Source organism: Deferrisoma camini S3R1 (assembly GCF_000526155.1).
GTDB classification, from domain to species: Bacteria; Desulfobacterota; Deferrisomatia; order Deferrisomatales; family Deferrisomataceae; genus Deferrisoma; species Deferrisoma camini.
Window position 1 is genome coordinate 1,603,379 of record NZ_JAFN01000001.1, and the last position, 16,996, is coordinate 1,620,374.

Below are 16,996 nucleotides of genomic sequence, written 5' to 3' on the forward strand. Positions count from 1 at the left end.
GGCCGGAAACAGGCCCCATGCCCCGCCGCCGGCAATGTGCCCGCACCACCGAACGTTACCTTCCCCGGTGTAGGGTCCCGCAGGGGCCTGGTGAAGCCCCCACCAAAGTTCTACCCCCCGGTTTGTTCTAGTTTCTAGTCTCTAGTTTCCAGTCTCTGGACGGCCCCCCAGGGGCCTGAGGGGGCTTCCCAGTAACTTCGGTGGTCGTCAGTCGTTGGTCGTCGGTCGGAGAGCCTTCGGCCCGCTGGGCGGCTGGGCTGCTAGGCGGCTAGGCAGCTGGGCGGCTCTCGAACCGCGCCGAAGCCCGGCGGCATGGGGCCTGGTGGAGCGCCCGCCCAACGGGCCTAGCTACCCGGAATCCATCTAGATGCTCAGCCGGCGGATCGTGCGCCGCCGGAGGAACGCGTCGAAGATGACCCGGGTTCCCACGATGGCCGTGAACATGCTGGCCACGATGCCGATGGCCAGGGTCACCGCGAACCCCTTGATCGGCCCCGTGCCGTACTGCCACAGCACGGCCGCCGCGATGAACGTGGTCACGTTGGCGTCGAGGATGGTGACGAACGCCTTGGCGTAGCCGCTGTCCAGCGCGTTCACGGGCGACTTTCCGAGCCTCAGCTCCTCGCGCACCCGCTCGAAGATGAGCACGTTGGCGTCCACCGCCATGCCGATGGTCAGAACGATGCCCGCGATGCCCGGCAGGGTCAGGGTGGCCTCGAACAGGGCCAGAGCCCCCAGGATCAGCACCACGTTCATGACGAGCGCGAGATCCGCCACCACCCCGGCCCATTTGTAGTAGAACCCCATGAACAGCACCACCAGGGCACCGCCGATCACGAGGGACATCAGGCCCGCCCGGATCGAGTCGTGCCCCAGGGACGGTCCCACCGTGCGGCGCTCCAGGATCTTGACCGGTGCGGGCAGGCTCCCCGAGCGAAGGGCGATCGCCAGGTCCCGGGCCTCCTCCAGGCTGAACCGACCCGTGATCTGGGCCCGCCCACCGCCGATCCGCTCCCGGATCACCGGGGCCGACTGCACCACCCCGTCCAGCACGATGGCCAGCCGCTTGCCCACGTTCTCGGCCGTGATGCGCTCGAACATGCGGGCGCCGCGCTTGTCGAAATTGAGCGTGACGTAAGGCTCGTTGTAGCGCTGGTCGATCTGGACCCGGGCGTCGGTGATCACGTCCCCACCCATGAGCACCCGCTTCTGGACCACCAGGGGCCGGCGGCCCACCACCTGCCGGGTGACCGGGTCGACCTCGTGCTCATAGAGGATCTCGGTCCCCGGGGGCGGACCGTTCTTGAGCGCCTCGTCCACGCTCACGTCCTCGGCCAGCAGGCGGAACTCCAGCTGGGCTGTCTTGCCGATCAGCCGGATCGCCCGCTCCGGGTCCTTGATGCCCGGAAGCTGGATCAGGATCCGGCGCTCTCCCTGGGGCACGATCGTGGGCTCGGTCACGCCGAACTGGTCCACCCGGTTGCGGATGGTCTCGATGGCCTGGTCCACCGCGTACTTCTCGAGCCGCTTGGCCTCGGCCGGATCCAAACCCAGCTTGACCACGACCCGACCTCCCTCCTCGGCGCGGGCGACGGGTCGCAGCATGGGGTAGTCGTCGTCCAGCAGCGCCTGGAGCCGGTCCGCCGCTTCCGCGTCCCGGAGCACCAGCCGGATCGTCTTGCCCTGGGCCTCCACGGCCCGGGCCCGGATCCGGGCCTCCCGCAACGCGGCCTTCAGCTCGGCCGCCATGCGTTCCACGGCCTGCTCCACCGCCTTCTCGGCCTGGACCTCCAGCACCAGGTGCATCCCGCCCTGGAGATCGAGCCCCAGGTGCAGCTTCCGCTCCGCCAGGAACCCGGGCAGATTGGCGTCCGACCCCATCAGACTCGGCAACAGGAACACGATCCCCAAAACGGTCACGGCCGCCACGATGGCGGCCCTCCACTTGAGGCTCATGGACATCGACCTCTCCCTCCTGGCGGTGGGCGGATCCTCGGTACCACGGAACGCCAAGGCCCGCCGACGGATGCCGCGGGCCTTGGGAGCTCCGGCCTAACCGCCCCGCTTCTTCACGGTGGCGATCGCCGGCTTGGACACCTTGATCTTGACGTTTGGAGCGATCTCCAGGGTGACGGTCTCGTCGGTGACCCCGGTGACCCTAGCGTGGATCCCGCCCGAGGTGACCACCTCGTCCCCGCGCTGGAGCGCCTCGAGCATGGCCTTGTGCTCCTTCTGGCGCTTCTGCTGGGGCCGGATCAGGAGCACGTAGAAGATCACGAACATCAGGATCAGCGGAAGCAGGCTGACGATGGGGTTGCCCTGCGCGCCGGATCCGGCGCCGCCCTGGGCGCCCATAGCGAACGCGGTGGCGGGGAACAGAAAGTCCATGACTTGGTTTCTCCTTATAGCTTCGGTCGTTGGTCGTCGATCTGGGGCCTTCGGCCGTATCAGGGGCCAGAATTCAGAAGTCAGTGGAAAGGGAGAAGGCTCTTCGGTGCGTCGAGATGATCCCCCCGGGAAACCGAACTGCTTTTCGGGATTTCCTGTCTTCTGTCCGCTGAAATCTGTCTCCTGACCCGCCGGCCCTGTTGCCCGGCCCAGCAGGGGCCCGAGGCGAGGCCTCATACCAAGTCGCGTTCAAAGCTATTGCCCCCCTGCCCAGAGGGGCAAGGGTCCTGTCGGAGAGCCGGGCGCGGCCCCTTCGCTCGCCGCGCAGTGCCTCCGGCGTCTGGACTGCGAAAGGGTGCGGATTCCAACGGGTTGTCATGAAGCCAGCCCCCCGCCCCGTGCCTGCGCGGCGAATCTCAATGCCTGGCTTCGCGCCCGGCCGGAGGCAGGTCCCTTGCCCCGCCCCCGGCTGGGTATCCTACTGGATGGCAACTTGGTATCAATCCTTCAACTCCCCGGCCGAGGCATGTCGGAACTCGGTGACGAACCGTGCGTAGGTCCCCGCCTCGATGGCCGCCCGGATCCGGCGCATCAGCTCCAGGTAGTAGTGCAGGTTGTGCAGGGTGTTGAGCCGCGAGGCCAAAATCTCGCGCGATTTATACAGATGCCTCAGGTAGGCCCGGGAATAGTTTCGGCAGGTATAGCACTCACACGCCTCGTCGGGCGGACGCGGATCCCGCTCGAATCGAGCGTGCTTTATAGCAAGCCGCCCTCGTGAAGTAAAGAGCAAACCGTTTCGGGCGGTTCGGGTGGGAAGCACGCAGTCGAACAGGTCCACGCCCCGGGCCACGGCCTCCACGATGTCCTCGGGCGTGCCCACCCCCATCAGGTACCGGGGCTTGTCCGCGGACAGGTGGGGCGTGGTGGCCTCGACCGTGGCCAGCATGAGCTCCTGCCCCTCCCCCACCGACAAGCCGCCCAGGGCGTACCCGTCGAAGGGGTGGTCCCGCAGAAACTCGGCCGAGCGCTTCCGCAACGTCGGGTTCACCCCCCCCTGGAGGATGGCGAACAGGGCCAACTCCGGTCGGGTTCGGGCCGCGAGGGACCGCACGGCCCACCGGTGGGTGCGTTCGAGGCTCTGCTCCAGGTACTTCGGCTCGGCCGTATGGGGAGGGCACTCGTCCAGCACCATCATCACGTCCGAGCCCAGCACCTCCTGGATCTCCACCACCCGCTCCGGGGTCAGCAGATGCCGGCTACCGTCCAGGTGGCTCCGGAACTCCACGCCCTCCTCGCGGATGCGGCGCAGGGGCCCCAGGCTGAACACCTGGAACCCCCCCGAGTCCGTGAGGATCGGCCGGTCCCAGTGCATGAACCGGTGGAGCCCCCCGAACACCCGGATCACGTCGCACCCGGGCCGCAGGTACAGGTGGTACGTGTTGCCCAGGACGATCTCGGCGCCGAGCCCCTCGAGCTCCTCGGGGGTCATCGCCTTCACCGTCCCCTGGGTTCCCACCGGCATGAAGGCCGGGGTCTCCACCGTGCCGTGGGCCAGATGCAGCCGTCCCCGCCGGGCGCCGGTGGGATCGACCGCGAGCAGGGAAAAACCTGGGGGCTGTGTGTCCATGTGTTTCGGCTGAAAAGCTAGAAGGCTGGAAAGCTAGAAAGCTGTTGGGAAGCTCTTCGTAACTTCGGTCTACGGTCGTCAGTCTACGGTCGTCGGTCTACGGTCGTCGGTCTGGGGCCTTCGGCCCGCTAGCCGCCCAGCGGACCGAAGGCCCTAGCCCCGTTCGCGCCCAATCGATCGGTCGGCGGAGCATACCAGGAACCGCGCCAGAGCTAGGGGGCATGGGGGCTGCTGGAGAGCCGCGTGCGGCTCCTTCGCTCGCCGCGCAGCGCCTCCAACGTTCGCACCGTGAGTTCGTTCGGGCCCCGCCGAACGGTCATGAAGCCACCGCTGATGCCCCTGTGCCTGCGCGGCGAATCTCGATGCCCGGCTTCGCGCGCGGCCGGAAGCAGACCCCATGCCCCGCACGCAGCGCAGGGTTTGGCAACAACCCGAGAGCCGCCTGGCCGCCTAGCAGCCCAGCCGCCCGGCGGGCCGAAGGCCCTAGCCCCCTTCGCGCCCAAGCGATCGGCTGGCGGAGCATACCAGGAACCGGGCCGCCGTGCACGGCATCGATGCGTCACCAGAGCCGCACGATAAAACCCTGTCTCTCGACGCAGCGCCCTCCCCACCCGCCCCAGCGTCACTACTGACGTATTTTGTGTGCTTCCGTCCTCCGTTTCGCCCTCTTCCATCCCTTTCGCCCCTTGAAACAGGTTTTGGCACGACCCCTGCATCCCTTCGCTCCCACCGGTTTTCTGTGTTTCGGTCCCCCTGGAAAAAAGGAGGCACACCATGGCGAACGGCGGCGGCTTTCCCAGTCCCCACGACGTCTTCACGATCCCCGGAACCGAGGGGTGGGAGCGGATGTACCCCTACCATTACCGGTTCGGGGCCGACGATCCCGAGCGCAAGGAGTACGAGGCGTCGATGTTCTGGTTCTACGACGGCCTCCACTACCCGGAACCGATCTACCCCTTCGACATGATCTGGGACGAGGCGTGGTTCCTGGCCCTGTCCCAGTACAACACCCGGATCTTCATCGTGCCCCCCGCCCTGGGTGTGGACCACCGCATCATCAACGGCCGCATCTACATCACCCCGGTGCCGGTGAAGGACCCGTCCGAGATCCCCGCCCGGGTCGAGCATTTCATGAAGCGGGCCGGGTACTACTACGAGAACTGGGACGAGCTCTACGCCAAGTGGGAAACCAAGATGAAGGGTGTGATCGAGGAGCTGGACAAGCTCACGATCCCCGAGCTGCCCGACATGGAGGAGGACTCGGTCGTGTTCGACGCCGTGGGCCGGAGCAGCGGCTACGAGCTGCTCACCGCCTACGACCGGCTCATCCAGCTCGGCATCCTGGCCTGGCAGTACCACTTCGAGTTCCTGAACCTGGGGTATGCGGCGTACGTGACGCTCCTGGACTTCTGCCAAAAGGCCTTCCCCGGGATCCCCCTGCAGCGGGTCACCCAGATGGTCAGCGGCATCGACGTGATCCTGTACCAGCCCGACGAGGAGCTCAAGGGCCTGGCCCGCCTGGCCTGCGAGCTGGGCATCGAGGACGAGATCCTCGTGGAGCGCTCGGTGGAGGAGCTGTTCGAGGAGCTCAAGAAGACGAACGACGGCCGCCTGTGGGAGCAGCGGTTCGAGAAGGCCAAGTACCCCTGGTTCTACATCTCCACCGGCACGGGCTGGTTCCACCACGACCCGGCCTGGATCGACGAACTGGAGATCCCCCTGAGCTCCATCCGCATGTACATCCAGAAGCTCAAGAAGGGCGAGTCCCTGGAGCGGCCCCTGGGTGAGCTCAAGCGGGAGCGGGACCGGATCATCTCGGAGTACCGGGAGCTGCTGGGCTCGGACGACGACCGGGAGATGTTCGACAACTTGGTGGGCACGGCCCAGAGGGTGTTCCCGTACGTGGAGAGCCACCTGTTCTACGTGGAGCACTGGTTCCACTCGATCTTCTGGAACAAGATGCGCGAGGTGTCGCGCCGCTTCGTGACGGCCGGGTTCTGGGACGACGTGGAGGACATCTGGCTCCTGAACCGCCACGAGATCAAGCAGGCCATGTGGGACATGGTCACCGCGTGGGCCACCGGCACCCAGCCCATGGGCAGGCTCCACTGGGGACCGGAGATCGCCTGGCGCAAGCAGGTGATGGAGAAGTTCAAGGAGTGGACGCCCCCTCCGGCCGTGGGCACCCCCCCCGAGACGATCACCGAGCCGTTCACCATCGTGCTGTGGGGCATCACGAGCGAGACCATGGCCGCCTGGTCCAAGGGCAAGGAGGCCGGCGAGGGCCCGGTGCGGGAGCTCACCGGGTTCGCGGGAAGCCCCGGCGTGGTGGAGGGCCCGGCCCGGGTCTGCCGCACCGTGTCCGAGATCTCCACGCTGCAGGACGGCGAGATCCTGGTGTGCCCCACCACGAGCCCCAGCTGGGCGCCGGCGTTCACCAAGATCAAGGCCGCGGTCACCGACGTGGGCGGCATCATGTGCCACGCCGCCATCGTGTGCCGGGAGTACGGGCTGCCCGCCGTGGTGGGCACGGGCAACGCCACCCAGGCGTTCAAGACCGGTCAGAAGATCCGTGTGGACGGCAACACCGGCGTCGTCTCGATCGTCGAGGAGTAGGGAATGAGCCGAAAAGACATCGCGTGGTTCGAGGAGTGTCGCAAGGACGACACCCCGCTGGTGGGGGGCAAGTGCGCCAGCCTCGGGGAGCTGCTCGCGGCCGAGATCCGGGTGCCGCCCGGGTTCGCCGTGACCACCGAGGCCTACTACCACTTCCTCACCCGGGCCGGCATCAAGGAGCCCATCTGCAAGGTGCTGCGCCGCATCCGCGACGGGGTGCCGGTGCACGAGGTCGGTGAGGAGACCCGCCGCATGGTGCTGGAGGCCCCGATCCCCGCGGAGGTGGAGGCAGGCATCCGGGCCTCCTACCGGGCCCTGTGCGACCGGTGCGGGGTGGAGGACCTGCCGGTGGCCGTTCGCTCCAGCGCCACCCTCGAGGACATGGCGGACGCCTCCTTTGCCGGTCAGCAGGACACCTACCTCTGGGTCCGAGGGGAGGACGAGGTGGTGGACAAGGTCAAGCGCTGCTGGGCCAGCCTGTTCAGCGACCGGGTCATCGCCTACCGGGAGGAGAAGGGGTTCACCCACGAGAACGTGCGGATCTCGGTGGGCGTCCAGAAGATGGTCCGGGCCCGGACCTCGGGGGTCCTGTTCACCCTGAACCCGGTGAACGGCGACCGCTCCAAGGTGGCCATCAACGCCGCCTGGGGCTTTGGCGAAGGGGTGGTCTCGGGCGACATCACCCCCGACGACTTCCTGGTGGACAAGGTCACCTTCGACATCTTGCGGCGCACCGTGGTGCCCAAGCCCGAGGCCTACCTGCTGGACCCAGCGGCAGGACGGGTGTGCCGGATGGGGGTGCCCGAGGCCGACCGGGCCAAGCCTTCCCTGTCGGACGACGAGATCCAGGAGCTCACCCGGCTCGCCCGCCGGATCGAGAAGCACTACGGCCGGCCCATGGACGTGGAGTGGGCCGTGGACGCCGACCTCCCCTTCCCGGAGAGCATCGTGACCCTCCAGGCCCGGCCGGAGACGGTGTGGTCCCAGAAACCGGCCCGAACCGTGGCGAAGGAGAAGCCCAAGTCGGCCCTGGACGCCATCGTGGGCAAGCTGCTGGCCGGGGTGCCGGTCCAGAACAAGGCCCAGACCGTGGGGGGCGTGTGAAAACCGATTCCGCCTCGGCCCGCCCCCAGGGGGCACCGGTGCGGATCGAAGGGGTGGTCTCCTCGGGCAGGGGCGAGGCGGCGGGGTTCGTGGACCTCCCCTGGGTGGTCGAACAGGTGCGGGAACGGGCGGGGTTCCGCCCGTTCCCGGGCACCCTGAACATCCTGGTGCGCGATCCCGCTTCCCTGGCGCGGTGGCAACGGGTCCGCCGGGTTCCGGGGTTCCTCCTGGAGCCCGGCGACCCTTCCTTTTGCTCGGCCGCCTGCTACCCGGTGCTCGTGGCCGACCGGGTTCCCGGCGTGATCGTGCGTCCCCACATCCCCTCCTACCCCGAAGGCCTGGTCGAGGTGCTCGCGGCCACGTGCCTCCGACAGGAGCTCGGCCTGCGGGACGGGGACCGGTGCTCCCTGGCCTTATATCAATTTGCGATCAAGATGAGCTCATAGGGGGGCGATTTGGGGACCGTTGGTCCTCCGCCGGAGAAGACGGCCTAGCCGAAGCCGCTACGGCTCGGTCTGCTGCGGCGCGTGAGAGCACGCGCCGCGGGCGCTCCCCTGCGCCGAGCGGCTTGAACGGCTCGGCCGGAGCGCTCCGGGCCAACGGCCCCCAAATCGCTGGCTTCGGATGCGACCTGGCATTACACCCCCGTTGACCCGAGGAGGGGTTCCATGGTCCGGTGCGTGCTGTTCGATCTGGAGGGAACGCTCGTGGACTTCCAGTGGAAGCTGGAAGAGGCCGAGGCCGAGCTGCGCCGGGCCGCAGCCGGGGTTCTGGGATGCGGCCCAGAGCGGTTCGCCGGCTTGAACTACGCGGGCATCTGGGAGGCCGCGATGGAGGCGGGCTCCCCGGCCCTGCGCGCCCGCATGGAGCAAACCCTGGGGCCCATCTACGACCGGTACGACCTGGACGCCGCCACTCGCTGGACCCTGCGGCCGGGCGCCGCCCCGGTGCTCACCCGGCTCCGGGAGCTCGGAGTCCCCACGGCCCTCGTGACCAACGTGGGCCGTAGGGCGGCAACCCACATCCTGAGCCGGCTGGGCATCGATCGGCAGTTCGGGGTGGTGGTGACCCGAAACGACGTGGCTCGGATGAAGCCTGCCCCCGACGGCATCCGTAAGGCTCTCGACGCCCTGGGCACGACCGCGACCGAGGCCCTGATGGTGGGGGACAGCCTCTCCGACATCGGGGCCGCCCGGGCCGCCGGCTGCCGGGTGGCCATCGTGCTGGGGGGCGAGAGCACCGAGGCGGCGATCCGGGCCGCCCGGCCCGACCTGGTGCTGACCGACCTGCGGGAGGTCGTGGGTTCGCTCTGCGAGCCGCTGGAATGCCGGAAAGCCGGAAGGCCAAAAGCCCAAAGCTATTGACCCGGCGCTGTCGCTCCCTGCTCGGAGGGGCAAGGGACCTGTCGGAGAGCCGGGCGCGGCTCTCCCGCAGACCCCAAGCCCCCCTGGGCTTTGGCGCGGTTCGAGAGCCGCCTGGCCGCCTAGCTGCCTAACCGCCCAGCCGCTTGGCCCCCCTAGCTTTCCTCCAGGATCTCCAGGAACGCCTGCGCGGCAGGGGAGAGCACGTCCGGCTCCGGGCACACGATGAACACGTCGAGCCACAGGCGCTCGTCCCGGAGCGGGATCTCCACCACCTTCCCCGCCCTCAGCTCCTCCTCCACGGCGCACCGAACCAGAAACGAGACCCCCTCCCCCCGGGCCACCACGTCCTTGATGAACTCCAAATTGCTGGTTTCCACCAGCACCTTGGGCGACACGCCGTGCCGCCGACAGGCGCCGCGCACCAGGGTGCGGGTGGTCGAGCCCTCCTCCTTGAGGACCATCAGCTCCCCCGCCAGCTCCGAAAACCCCACCTCTCCCCGGCCCGCCAGGGGATGGCCCGGGGCGGCGAACAGCACCACCTCCTCCCTCCGGAACGGAACGCACCGCAGTCCCCGGACCGGTTCGGCCAGACCCACCACGGCCATCTCGCTGCGGCCTTCGACCACCGATCGAACCACCGCCGCGGACGCCCCCTCGTCCAGCACGATCCGGATCCCGGGGTATGCGGCGTGGAACCGGCCCAGGATGTCGGGCATGACGTACCGGGCGTACGTCTTGGTGGTGCCCACCTTGAGCAGCCCCTGCCGCACGGTCCGGAGCTCCTCCACGAGCCCCTCGATCTCCCTCTCCAGAGCGAACACCCGCTCGGCCTGCCGGAACACGAGGGCCCCGGCCTCGGTCAGCACCATGTTCCGACCCCGACGTCGGAACAGGCGAAGCCCCAGGGCCTCTTCCAGGGCCCGGATCTGCCCCGACACGGCCGGCTGGGTGACGCACAGGGCCTCCGCCGCCCGAGTGAAGCTTCCGCTCCGTGCGGCCTCGTAGAACGTTCGTAACTGGTTGAAGTTGAGCATGGCAGTAACGGGTGACGGGTGACGGGTGACGGGTGACGGGTGACGACCTGCGACCTGCGACCTGCGACCTGCGACCTGCGACCTGCGACCTGCGACCTGCGACCAACAGCATAACTCCACCTTATACATCAGCGCAAAACATATGATTGGACCCCGCCTCCACCGGGCGCTAGAGTCGCAACCCATCAAACGATTTTTTGCGAAGGAGGGAGACATGGACCTCAGGGACTTCATCGCCCGCTGCGAGGAAGAGGGGCAGCTCAAGCGGATCGGCGCCGAGGTGGACTGGGACCTGGAGCTCAGCCACGTGGCCAAGCTCGTGGAAGAACAGGAGGGGCCGGCCCTCCTGTTCGAGAACGTCAAGGATTACGACAGCCCCGTGTTCACGGGTGCGTTCGCCACCACCCAGCGGCTGGCCCTGGCCCTGGACAAACCCACCCATCTGAGCCTGTGCGAGCTCACCCGCGAGTGGATGAAGCTCGCGGTGGACAAGATCATCCCGGCCCAGGAGGTGGAGTCGGGACCGGTGTTTGAAAACGAGTACAGCGGCGACGACGTGGACATCTTCCGGTTCCCCTCGCCCCGGTTCTTCGAGAAGGACGGCGGCCGCTACATCGGCACGGCCGTGTTCCTGGTGACCCGCGACCCCGAGACCGGCGGGATCAACCTGGGCACCTACCGCATGCAGGCCCAGGAGAAGAACCGCATCGGGGTCCAGATCCTCAAGGGCAAGCGGGGCGACCGCATCCTGAAGAAGTACAAGAAGGCCGGGCAGAAGATGCCCGCCTGCGTGGTGATCGGGTGCGATCCCCTGCTCATGCTCGCGGGAAGCGCCATGGTGGCCAAGGCCAGCGAGTACGACGTGGTGGGGTCGCTCCGGGGCGAGCCGGTCACGGTCACCCAGGGCAAGGTCACCGGCCTTCCGATCCCGGCCGACGCGGAGATCGTGCTCGAGGGCTGGATCGACCCCGACGATCTGCGGCCCGAGGGGCCCTTCGGCGAGTACACCGGGTACTACACCGACGAGCTGTTCCACCCCATTCCCAAGCCCTCCATGGTGGTCGAACGCGTGTACCACCGGAACAAGCCGATCCTGTGGGCCACGTCGGTGGGCCGCCCGGTCACCGACAACCATTGGATGCTGGCGTTCGTGCGCGGGGCCACCCTGTGGACCGAGCTGGAGAAGATGCGGATCCCCGGGATCGAGTCGGTGTACCTGCCGCCCGAGGCCTGCGGCCGGTTCTGGGCCATCGTGAGCGTGCGCCAGATGTACCCCGGCCACGCCAGCCAGGTGGCGGCCGCGGTGGTGGCCAGCAACACCTGCACCTACGGCACGAAGGGGGTGATCGTGGTGGACCACGACGTGCGCGCCGACGACCTGCCCCGGGTCTGGTGGGCCCTGGCCACCCGTTTCGACCCGGCCCGGGACACCCAGATCATCCAGCGCGGCCGCTCCACGCCCTTGGACCCGGCCCTGGACCCCGACTCCAACAAGCTCATCACCTCCCGCATCCTGCTGGACGCCACCGTTCCGTTCGAGTGGGAGCAGAAGCCGGTGGAGGTGGCCCTGGTGCCCGAGGTGGTGGAGCGGATCAAGAAACGCTGGAAGGAGCTGGGGCTGGACGACTGAGAGAACTTCCTGAGAAGCCCCTCCAGGCCCCCTGCGGGGCCCGGTACGAGGAAAGGTAACGCTTGGTGGTCCTGGGGCCATCGGCGGCGGGGCATGGGTTTCAGGGGACAGGAGCCAGAAGAGGGGCAAAGACACTGGGGCCAAAGCGGCGTCGTGGGACCACGCCCTGCCCACTGACGTCTGTCCTCTGACTCCTGATCCCCATGCCCCCGGACTGTGAGGTGGAGGCGAGGAGGCATGGGGATGCCTAGAAGGCGCGGGAATCCGAGAGGTTTTCAGACCTCCCAACGTCCCAGCCTCCCAGCGTCCTAGCGGAAGTTACATGAAAGGAGGCATTCCATGGCCTACGACATGATGGATGCGATCGAGCGGGCCAAGCGCGTGAAACTGGTGGTCCTGGACGTCCACGGCGTGCTCACGAACGGCATGGTCCTGTTCAACGAGGACGGCGTGAAGTTCCAGGTGTTCCACCACGACGACGGGTTCGGGGCCAACGTGCTGATGATGTCGGGCATCGAGGTGGCGCTGCTCACCCGCAAGTCCAAGATCGTGTTCGCCCGGGCCCAGGAGGTGGGCATCAAGCGGGTGTACGCGGCCAAGGAGAAGTGGGCCAAGATGGAGGAGATCATGGCCGAGATCGGCATCGGCCCCGACGAGGTGTGCTACGTGGGCGACGAGGTCATCGACCTGGGCGCCATGCGCCGGGTGGGATTCGCGGTGTGCCCGGCCAACGGGGTCCCCGAGGTCCGGGACGCGGCCCATCTCATCACCCACAGGGCCGGCGGCGAGGGCATGCTGCGGGAGCTGGCCGAGTTCATCCTCAGGGCCCAGGGCCGATGGGGCGCCCTGGTGGAGAAGATCGCGAACATGGGCTGGGGCTGAGGCCTCAGAGCCCCGGCTCCACGACGAAAGCTCCATCAGGCCCCTGCGGGGCCGTCTAGAGACTAGAAACTAGAAACTAGACCATGCTTTCCGGACCGTGAGGTGGAGACAAGGAGGCGTGATGATTTCTAGAACGCATGGGAATCCGGCAGGATTCCAAGCCTTCTAGCCTCCTGGCATTCCAGCCTTCTAGCGGAAGTTACATGAAAGGGAGATCCCCATGGCGTACCGCTACTACAAGGACAACCGCGAGTTCATCGAGGCCCTGCGGGCCACCGGAGACCTGGTCACGGTGGAGCCCGAGGTGGACTGGGACCTGGAGCTCGGGGCCATCGTCCGGCGGGTGTGCGAGCTCCAAGGCCCGTCGCCCCACTTCAAGAAGATCAAAGACTACCCCGGCTTCGAGGCCCTGGGCGCGCCCTTGGCCACCTACCGGAAGCTGGCGGTGTCCCTGGGGCTTCCGGCCGACACCCCGATCCCGGAGATCGGCAGGGCCTATGTGGAGCGCACCGAGCGGGGCGAGCCCCTCAAGCCCAGGGTGGTGGACCGCAGCCGGGCCCCGTGCAAGCAGAACGTGTGGACGGGCGACGACGCCAACCTGTTCAACCTGCCCGCGCCCATGGTCCACGACGGCGACGGCGGCCGGTACCTGGCCACCTGGCACATGGTGGTGGCCAAGGACCCGGACACCGGCGAGGTGAACTGGGGCATGTACCGCCAGATGGTGTTCGACGAGAAGACCATGGTGGGCCCGGTGCTGCCGTTCTCCGACATGGGCAAGATGTTCTTCAACAAGTACGTGCCCCGAAACCAGCCCATGCCGTTCGCCACGGTGATCGGCATGGACCCGCTATCCGGCGTGGCCGCCTGCGCGCCCTCGCCGATCCCGGAGGACGAGTTCGCGAGCCTCCTCATGGGCGAGGCGGTGGAGGTGGTGAAGTGCGAGACCTCGGACCTGCTGGTGCCGGCCCACGCCGAGATCATCATCGAGGGCGAGGTGCTGCCGGGCGTCTGGCTCGAGGAGGCGCCGTTCGGGGAGTACACCGGCTACCGCACCTCGCCCCGGGAGCGGCGCACCGTGTACCGGATCCGGGCGATCACCTTCCGGGACAACCCGATCCTCACCGTGTCGAACATGGGCGTGCCCACGGACGAGGGCCAGCTCCTACGATCGTTCTCCCTGAGCCTCGAGATGGAGAAGCTCCTGCGTAGCCAGGGCATCCCGATCACCGGCGTGTACATGTGGCCCGAGTCCACCCACCACATGGTGGTGATCGGCACCCGCCACGCCTACACGGGCATCGCCCATCAGATCGCCAACCTGGTGTTCGGCAGCAAGCTGGGCCCCTGGTTCCACATGGTGGTGGTGGTGGACGAGAACACCGACATCTACAACAAGAACCAAGTGATCCACGCCCTGGCCACCCGGTGCCATCCGGTCAACGGCATCCACATCTACGAGAACGACGTGGGAACTCCCTTGAACCCCTACGCCACCCCGGCCGAGCGACGCCTGGGCAAGGGCGCCAAGGTGCTGTTCGACTGCCTGTTCCCGCGGGACTGGCAGCCCTCTGACATCCCGATCCTGGTGGCGTTCGACACGGTCTACCCCCAGGAGGTCCGGGACAAGGTGTTGGCCAACTGGAAGGCATACGGGTTTTCCGAATAAGCCCCGTGAGGCCCCTGCGGAGCCCTACAACGGGGAAGGGTAACGTTTGTTGGTCCGAAGCCTTCACGCCGGAGGCATGGGGCCGACGGTTCAGGAGACAGATTCCAGCGGACAGAAGACAGGAAATCCCGAAAAGCAGTTTGGTTTCCCGGGGGGATCCTCTCGACACACCGAAGATCCTTCTCCCTGTCTACTGACTTCTGAATTCTGGCCCCTGATATGGCCGAAGGCCCAGACCGACGACCAACGACCAACGACCGAAGTTACCGGTAAGGAGTCCGAACCATGGCTGAATACGACGCGTTTTTCGAGAACCTGCAGGAGGTCCCCCAGGACGAGGAGATCCGCCTCGTGATCCGGGACCTCACCCCGGGCCGGACCAAGTACCGGTGCCAGGTGGTCCGGGCCCAGGTGTCGAGTGAGCCTTCCAAGTACCCGGAAAGGCTGTGGCCCCGCCTGGGCCGGGGGCAGTGGGTGGGCGAGCCCTGGTCGATCCGGGTGGTGGAGGAGGTGGACCCCATCCCGGAAGCGTGGCGGTAGGGGAGCACGGATCGTGGCGTTCCGCGACCTGACCGGGGTGCTGGAGTTCCTCCGGGCCACCGGCCGCCTGGCGGAGGTGGGGGGCCCCGTGTCGGTGCGACACGAGGTGGCGGCCCTACTCCACGTGGCGTCCCGGCAGCATCGAGCCGTGCACGTGGGTCGGACCGACCGGGGCCCGCTGCCGGTGGTGGGGAACGTGCTGTGCCACGACGAGGTCCTGGCCCTCGGCCTGGGCGTGCCCTCGGAGCAGGCCGGCCGCGCGTTCGTGGAACGGTGCACCGCCGAGGTCCCGCCGCGAACCGGGACCGACGGCCCCGTGCTCGAACGTTCGATCGAGCCGGCAGAGATCGGGGAGTTTCTGCCCGTGCTCACCCACTACGAGGGCGACTCCGGGGCGTTCCTCACCACGGCCGTTGTCTCGGCCGTGGATCCCCGCACCGGCGCCGTGGCCCGGGGCGTCCACCGCATGGAGCAACGGGGACCGGATCGGTTCGGCGTAGCCCTGCTGAACCCGCCCCTGTCCGATGTGTACGCCCAGGCCAGGGCGGCGGGCCGGCCCCTGGCGGCCGCTGTGACCCTGGGGCACGAGCCGCTCACCTTTCTCGCCGCAGCCCTCAAGGGGCGCGCCGGCGAAGACAAGATGGCCGCGGCCGGCGCCCTGCGGGGGGAGCCCGTGGACCTGGTGAGCGCCCCCCACACCGGTATCCCGGTGCCGGCCGAGGCCGAGATCCTGCTGGAGGGCGAGATCGACCCCTCGGACGAGCGCCCGGACGGCCCGTTCGGGGAGATCAGCGGGTACCACGTATCGTTTTCCGCCACGCCCACCTTCGTGGTGAAATCGGCCCGGTGCCGGCAGAGCCCCCTGTACCACGCCCTCCTCCCCACCGGGTGGGAGGCCGACCGGCTCCTGGGCATGGTGGCCGAAGCGTCGGTGCAGGCCCTGGTCGGTCCGGCGCCGGTCGAGGTCACGGCGGTCCGGGCCGTCCCGTTCTCGTACGGGGCTTCGGTGGTGGTCCGGCTCGCTCCGGCAACGCCGGACCGGATCCGGGCGTTCCTGGAGATCCTGCTGCGCGAGACCCGGGTGAAGCAGGTGGTGGCCGTGGCCGAGGACGTGGACGTGGAAGATCCCTGGGACGTGGAGTGGTCCGTAGTGAGCCGCAGCCAGCCCGATCGGGACTGGGTGATCCTGCCGGGCCTCCGGGGCCAGCCCATCGACCCTTCGGCCCACGAGCACGCGGTCACGGCCAAGGCGGCCGTGGACGCCACCGGGTACCACCGGGTACCCGGACGGCGGGCTCGGGTGCCCCAAGGGGCCCTGGAGCGGTGCCGGGCGTTCCTGACGAGGAGAGAGCGATGAGTGCACCCCGCAGAATGGTGGTTGGCATCTCCGGGGCCACCGGCCCCCAGTACGGCATTCGGCTCCTGCAGGTGCTGGGAGAGCTCGGCGTGGAGACCCATCTGGTCCTCTCCAAGGCCGCCCGGCGAAACATCCGGCTCGAGAGCGACTGGACCCCGGAGCGGGTGGAGGCCCTAGCATCCAAGGTCTACGACCCCGAGGACGTGGGCGCGGCCATCGCCAGCGGATCGTTCCTGACCGAGGGAATGGTGGTGGCCCCCTGCTCGGTCAAGACCGCCTCGGCCATCTCCAACTCGTACAACGACAACCTGCTGGTGCGGGCGGCCGACGTGACCCTGAAGGAGCGCCGGCCCCTGGTCCTGCTGTTCCGGGAGACCCCGCTGCACAAAGGGCACCTGGACATCCTCCGCCGGTGCGCCGACATTGGGGCGGTGATTCTGCCGCCCATGGTGGCCTTCTACCACCGCCCCCGGACGGTGGAGGAGATCGTGGACCAGACCGTGGGCAAGGTGCTCGACCAGCTCCGCATCGAGCACAACCTGTTCCGTCGCTGGAAGGGCAGCGACGTGAAGGTGCTGTCGGCGGGAGGATGAGCCCCTTGGGCCTTCGGCCCGCTGGACGGCTCCCCCGCCGCGCCGAAGCTCAGTGAGGCCTGGGGCCTGGTTCCGGCCGTGCGTGAGTGCCGAATGCAGCGACTGCAGGAGCCACGCCCGGCGCTCCACCAGGCCCCAGGCCTCCCCGACTTGTGGCGTCGGCGCAGCGCTCAGAGATCGCGGAGGTTTTTG

General features: G+C 68.1%; 14 protein-coding genes. 10 read left to right on the top strand and 4 right to left on the bottom strand.

The annotated features are described in order from the left end of the window. Positions 1-363: 363 nt before the first annotated feature. The 3 genes from secD to tgt all read right to left on the bottom strand — a co-directional run bounded on the left by secD (position 364) and on the right by tgt (position 4,015). Positions 364-1,962, bottom strand: a complete 1,599-nt coding sequence (gene secD, locus DEFCA_RS0107075) for a protein translocase subunit SecD (RefSeq protein ID WP_025322328.1) — start codon at positions 1,960-1,962, stop codon at positions 364-366. Between the two features lie 90 nt (positions 1,963-2,052). Beyond that, positions 2,053-2,388, bottom strand: a complete 336-nt coding sequence (yajC, locus tag DEFCA_RS0107080; RefSeq protein WP_025322329.1) for a preprotein translocase subunit YajC — start codon at positions 2,386-2,388, stop codon at positions 2,053-2,055. 499 nt (positions 2,389-2,887) lie between these two features. After that, positions 2,888-4,015 carry a tRNA guanosine(34) transglycosylase Tgt gene (tgt, locus tag DEFCA_RS0107085; RefSeq protein ID WP_025322330.1) on the bottom strand — a complete coding sequence of 376 codons (1,128 nt, stop codon included), beginning with the start codon at positions 4,013-4,015 and terminating at the stop codon, positions 2,888-2,890. Between the two features lie 774 nt (positions 4,016-4,789). Here tgt and DEFCA_RS0107090 point away from each other — a divergent pair. The 4 genes from DEFCA_RS0107090 to DEFCA_RS20440 all read left to right on the top strand — a co-directional run bounded on the left by DEFCA_RS0107090 (position 4,790) and on the right by DEFCA_RS20440 (position 9,099). Continuing rightward, the gene (locus DEFCA_RS0107090; protein WP_025322331.1) at positions 4,790-6,631 is read left to right on the top strand and encodes a PEP-utilizing enzyme; all 1,842 of its coding nucleotides are present in this window, start codon (positions 4,790-4,792) and stop codon (positions 6,629-6,631) included. A 3-nt stretch (positions 6,632-6,634) separates the two neighbouring features. After that, positions 6,635-7,735, top strand: coding sequence for a PEP/pyruvate-binding domain-containing protein (locus DEFCA_RS0107095; protein WP_025322332.1), 1,101 nt, complete (start codon positions 6,635-6,637; stop codon positions 7,733-7,735). Next, positions 7,732-8,181, top strand: a complete 450-nt coding sequence (locus tag DEFCA_RS0107100) for a DUF120 domain-containing protein (protein ID WP_169709490.1) — start codon at positions 7,732-7,734, stop codon at positions 8,179-8,181. The genes DEFCA_RS0107095 and DEFCA_RS0107100 overlap by 4 nt, the downstream gene beginning before the upstream one ends. A 222-nt stretch (positions 8,182-8,403) precedes the next feature. Further along, complete coding sequence (locus DEFCA_RS20440) at positions 8,404-9,099, top strand: HAD family hydrolase (RefSeq protein ID WP_025322334.1); 696 nt, start codon at positions 8,404-8,406, stop codon at positions 9,097-9,099. 152 nt (positions 9,100-9,251) lie between these two features. Here DEFCA_RS20440 and DEFCA_RS24060 read toward each other — a convergent pair whose 3' ends face one another. Continuing rightward, positions 9,252-10,133: a LysR family transcriptional regulator gene (locus tag DEFCA_RS24060; protein WP_025322335.1), complete on the bottom strand. Its 882-nt coding sequence runs from the start codon at positions 10,131-10,133 to the stop codon at positions 9,252-9,254. A gap of 214 nt (positions 10,134-10,347) precedes the next feature. On the opposite strand from DEFCA_RS24060, the gene ppcB reads away from it, so the two are divergent. The 6 genes from ppcB (at position 10,348) to DEFCA_RS0107140 (ending at position 16,804) form a co-directional block, all read left to right on the top strand. Further along, positions 10,348-11,763 (top strand): phenylphosphate carboxylase subunit beta, encoded by a 1,416-nt coding sequence (ppcB, locus tag DEFCA_RS0107115; protein WP_025322336.1) that lies wholly within the window; start codon positions 10,348-10,350, stop codon positions 11,761-11,763. Between the two features lie 339 nt (positions 11,764-12,102). Continuing rightward, a complete protein-coding gene (locus tag DEFCA_RS0107120) occupies positions 12,103-12,645 on the top strand; it encodes a KdsC family phosphatase (RefSeq protein ID WP_051463203.1) in 543 nt (180 codons plus the stop codon). A gap of 220 nt (positions 12,646-12,865) precedes the next feature. Continuing rightward, a complete protein-coding gene (gene ppcA, locus DEFCA_RS0107125; protein ID WP_025322338.1) occupies positions 12,866-14,314 on the top strand; it encodes a phenylphosphate carboxylase subunit alpha in 1,449 nt (482 codons plus the stop codon). A 285-nt stretch (positions 14,315-14,599) separates the two neighbouring features. Continuing rightward, positions 14,600-14,854: a phenylphosphate carboxylase subunit gamma gene (locus DEFCA_RS22175; RefSeq protein ID WP_025322339.1), complete on the top strand. Its 255-nt coding sequence runs from the start codon at positions 14,600-14,602 to the stop codon at positions 14,852-14,854. Positions 14,855-14,867: 13 nt separating this feature from the next. Then, the gene (locus tag DEFCA_RS0107135) at positions 14,868-16,211 is read left to right on the top strand and encodes a UbiD family decarboxylase (RefSeq protein ID WP_025322340.1); all 1,344 of its coding nucleotides are present in this window, start codon (positions 14,868-14,870) and stop codon (positions 16,209-16,211) included. Continuing rightward, positions 16,208-16,804, top strand: coding sequence for a UbiX family flavin prenyltransferase (locus DEFCA_RS0107140; RefSeq protein ID WP_025322341.1), 597 nt, complete (start codon positions 16,208-16,210; stop codon positions 16,802-16,804). The genes DEFCA_RS0107135 and DEFCA_RS0107140 overlap by 4 nt, the downstream gene beginning before the upstream one ends. The last annotated feature ends 192 nt before the right edge of the window (positions 16,805-16,996 follow it).

Bases quoted from the DNA above. Each gene is read 5' to 3' on its own strand.
- secD (WP_025322328.1), bottom strand. From the start codon at position 1,962: ATGTCCATGAGCCTCAAGTGGAGGGCCGCCATCGTGGCGGCCGTGACC.
- yajC (WP_025322329.1), bottom strand. From the start codon at position 2,388: ATGGACTTTCTGTTCCCCGCCACCGCGTTCGCTATGGGCGCCCAGGGC.
- tgt (WP_025322330.1), bottom strand. From the start codon at position 4,015: ATGGACACACAGCCCCCAGGTTTTTCCCTGCTCGCGGTCGATCCCACC.
- DEFCA_RS0107090 (WP_025322331.1), top strand. From the start codon at position 4,790: ATGGCGAACGGCGGCGGCTTTCCCAGTCCCCACGACGTCTTCACGATC.
- DEFCA_RS0107095 (WP_025322332.1), top strand. From the start codon at position 6,635: ATGAGCCGAAAAGACATCGCGTGGTTCGAGGAGTGTCGCAAGGACGAC.
- DEFCA_RS20440 (WP_025322334.1), top strand. From the start codon at position 8,404: ATGGTCCGGTGCGTGCTGTTCGATCTGGAGGGAACGCTCGTGGACTTC.
- DEFCA_RS24060 (WP_025322335.1), bottom strand. From the start codon at position 10,133: ATGCTCAACTTCAACCAGTTACGAACGTTCTACGAGGCCGCACGGAGC.
- ppcB (WP_025322336.1), top strand. From the start codon at position 10,348: ATGGACCTCAGGGACTTCATCGCCCGCTGCGAGGAAGAGGGGCAGCTC.
- DEFCA_RS0107120 (WP_051463203.1), top strand. From the start codon at position 12,103: ATGGCCTACGACATGATGGATGCGATCGAGCGGGCCAAGCGCGTGAAA.
- ppcA (WP_025322338.1), top strand. From the start codon at position 12,866: ATGGCGTACCGCTACTACAAGGACAACCGCGAGTTCATCGAGGCCCTG.
- DEFCA_RS22175 (WP_025322339.1), top strand. From the start codon at position 14,600: ATGGCTGAATACGACGCGTTTTTCGAGAACCTGCAGGAGGTCCCCCAG.
- DEFCA_RS0107140 (WP_025322341.1), top strand. From the start codon at position 16,208: ATGAGTGCACCCCGCAGAATGGTGGTTGGCATCTCCGGGGCCACCGGC.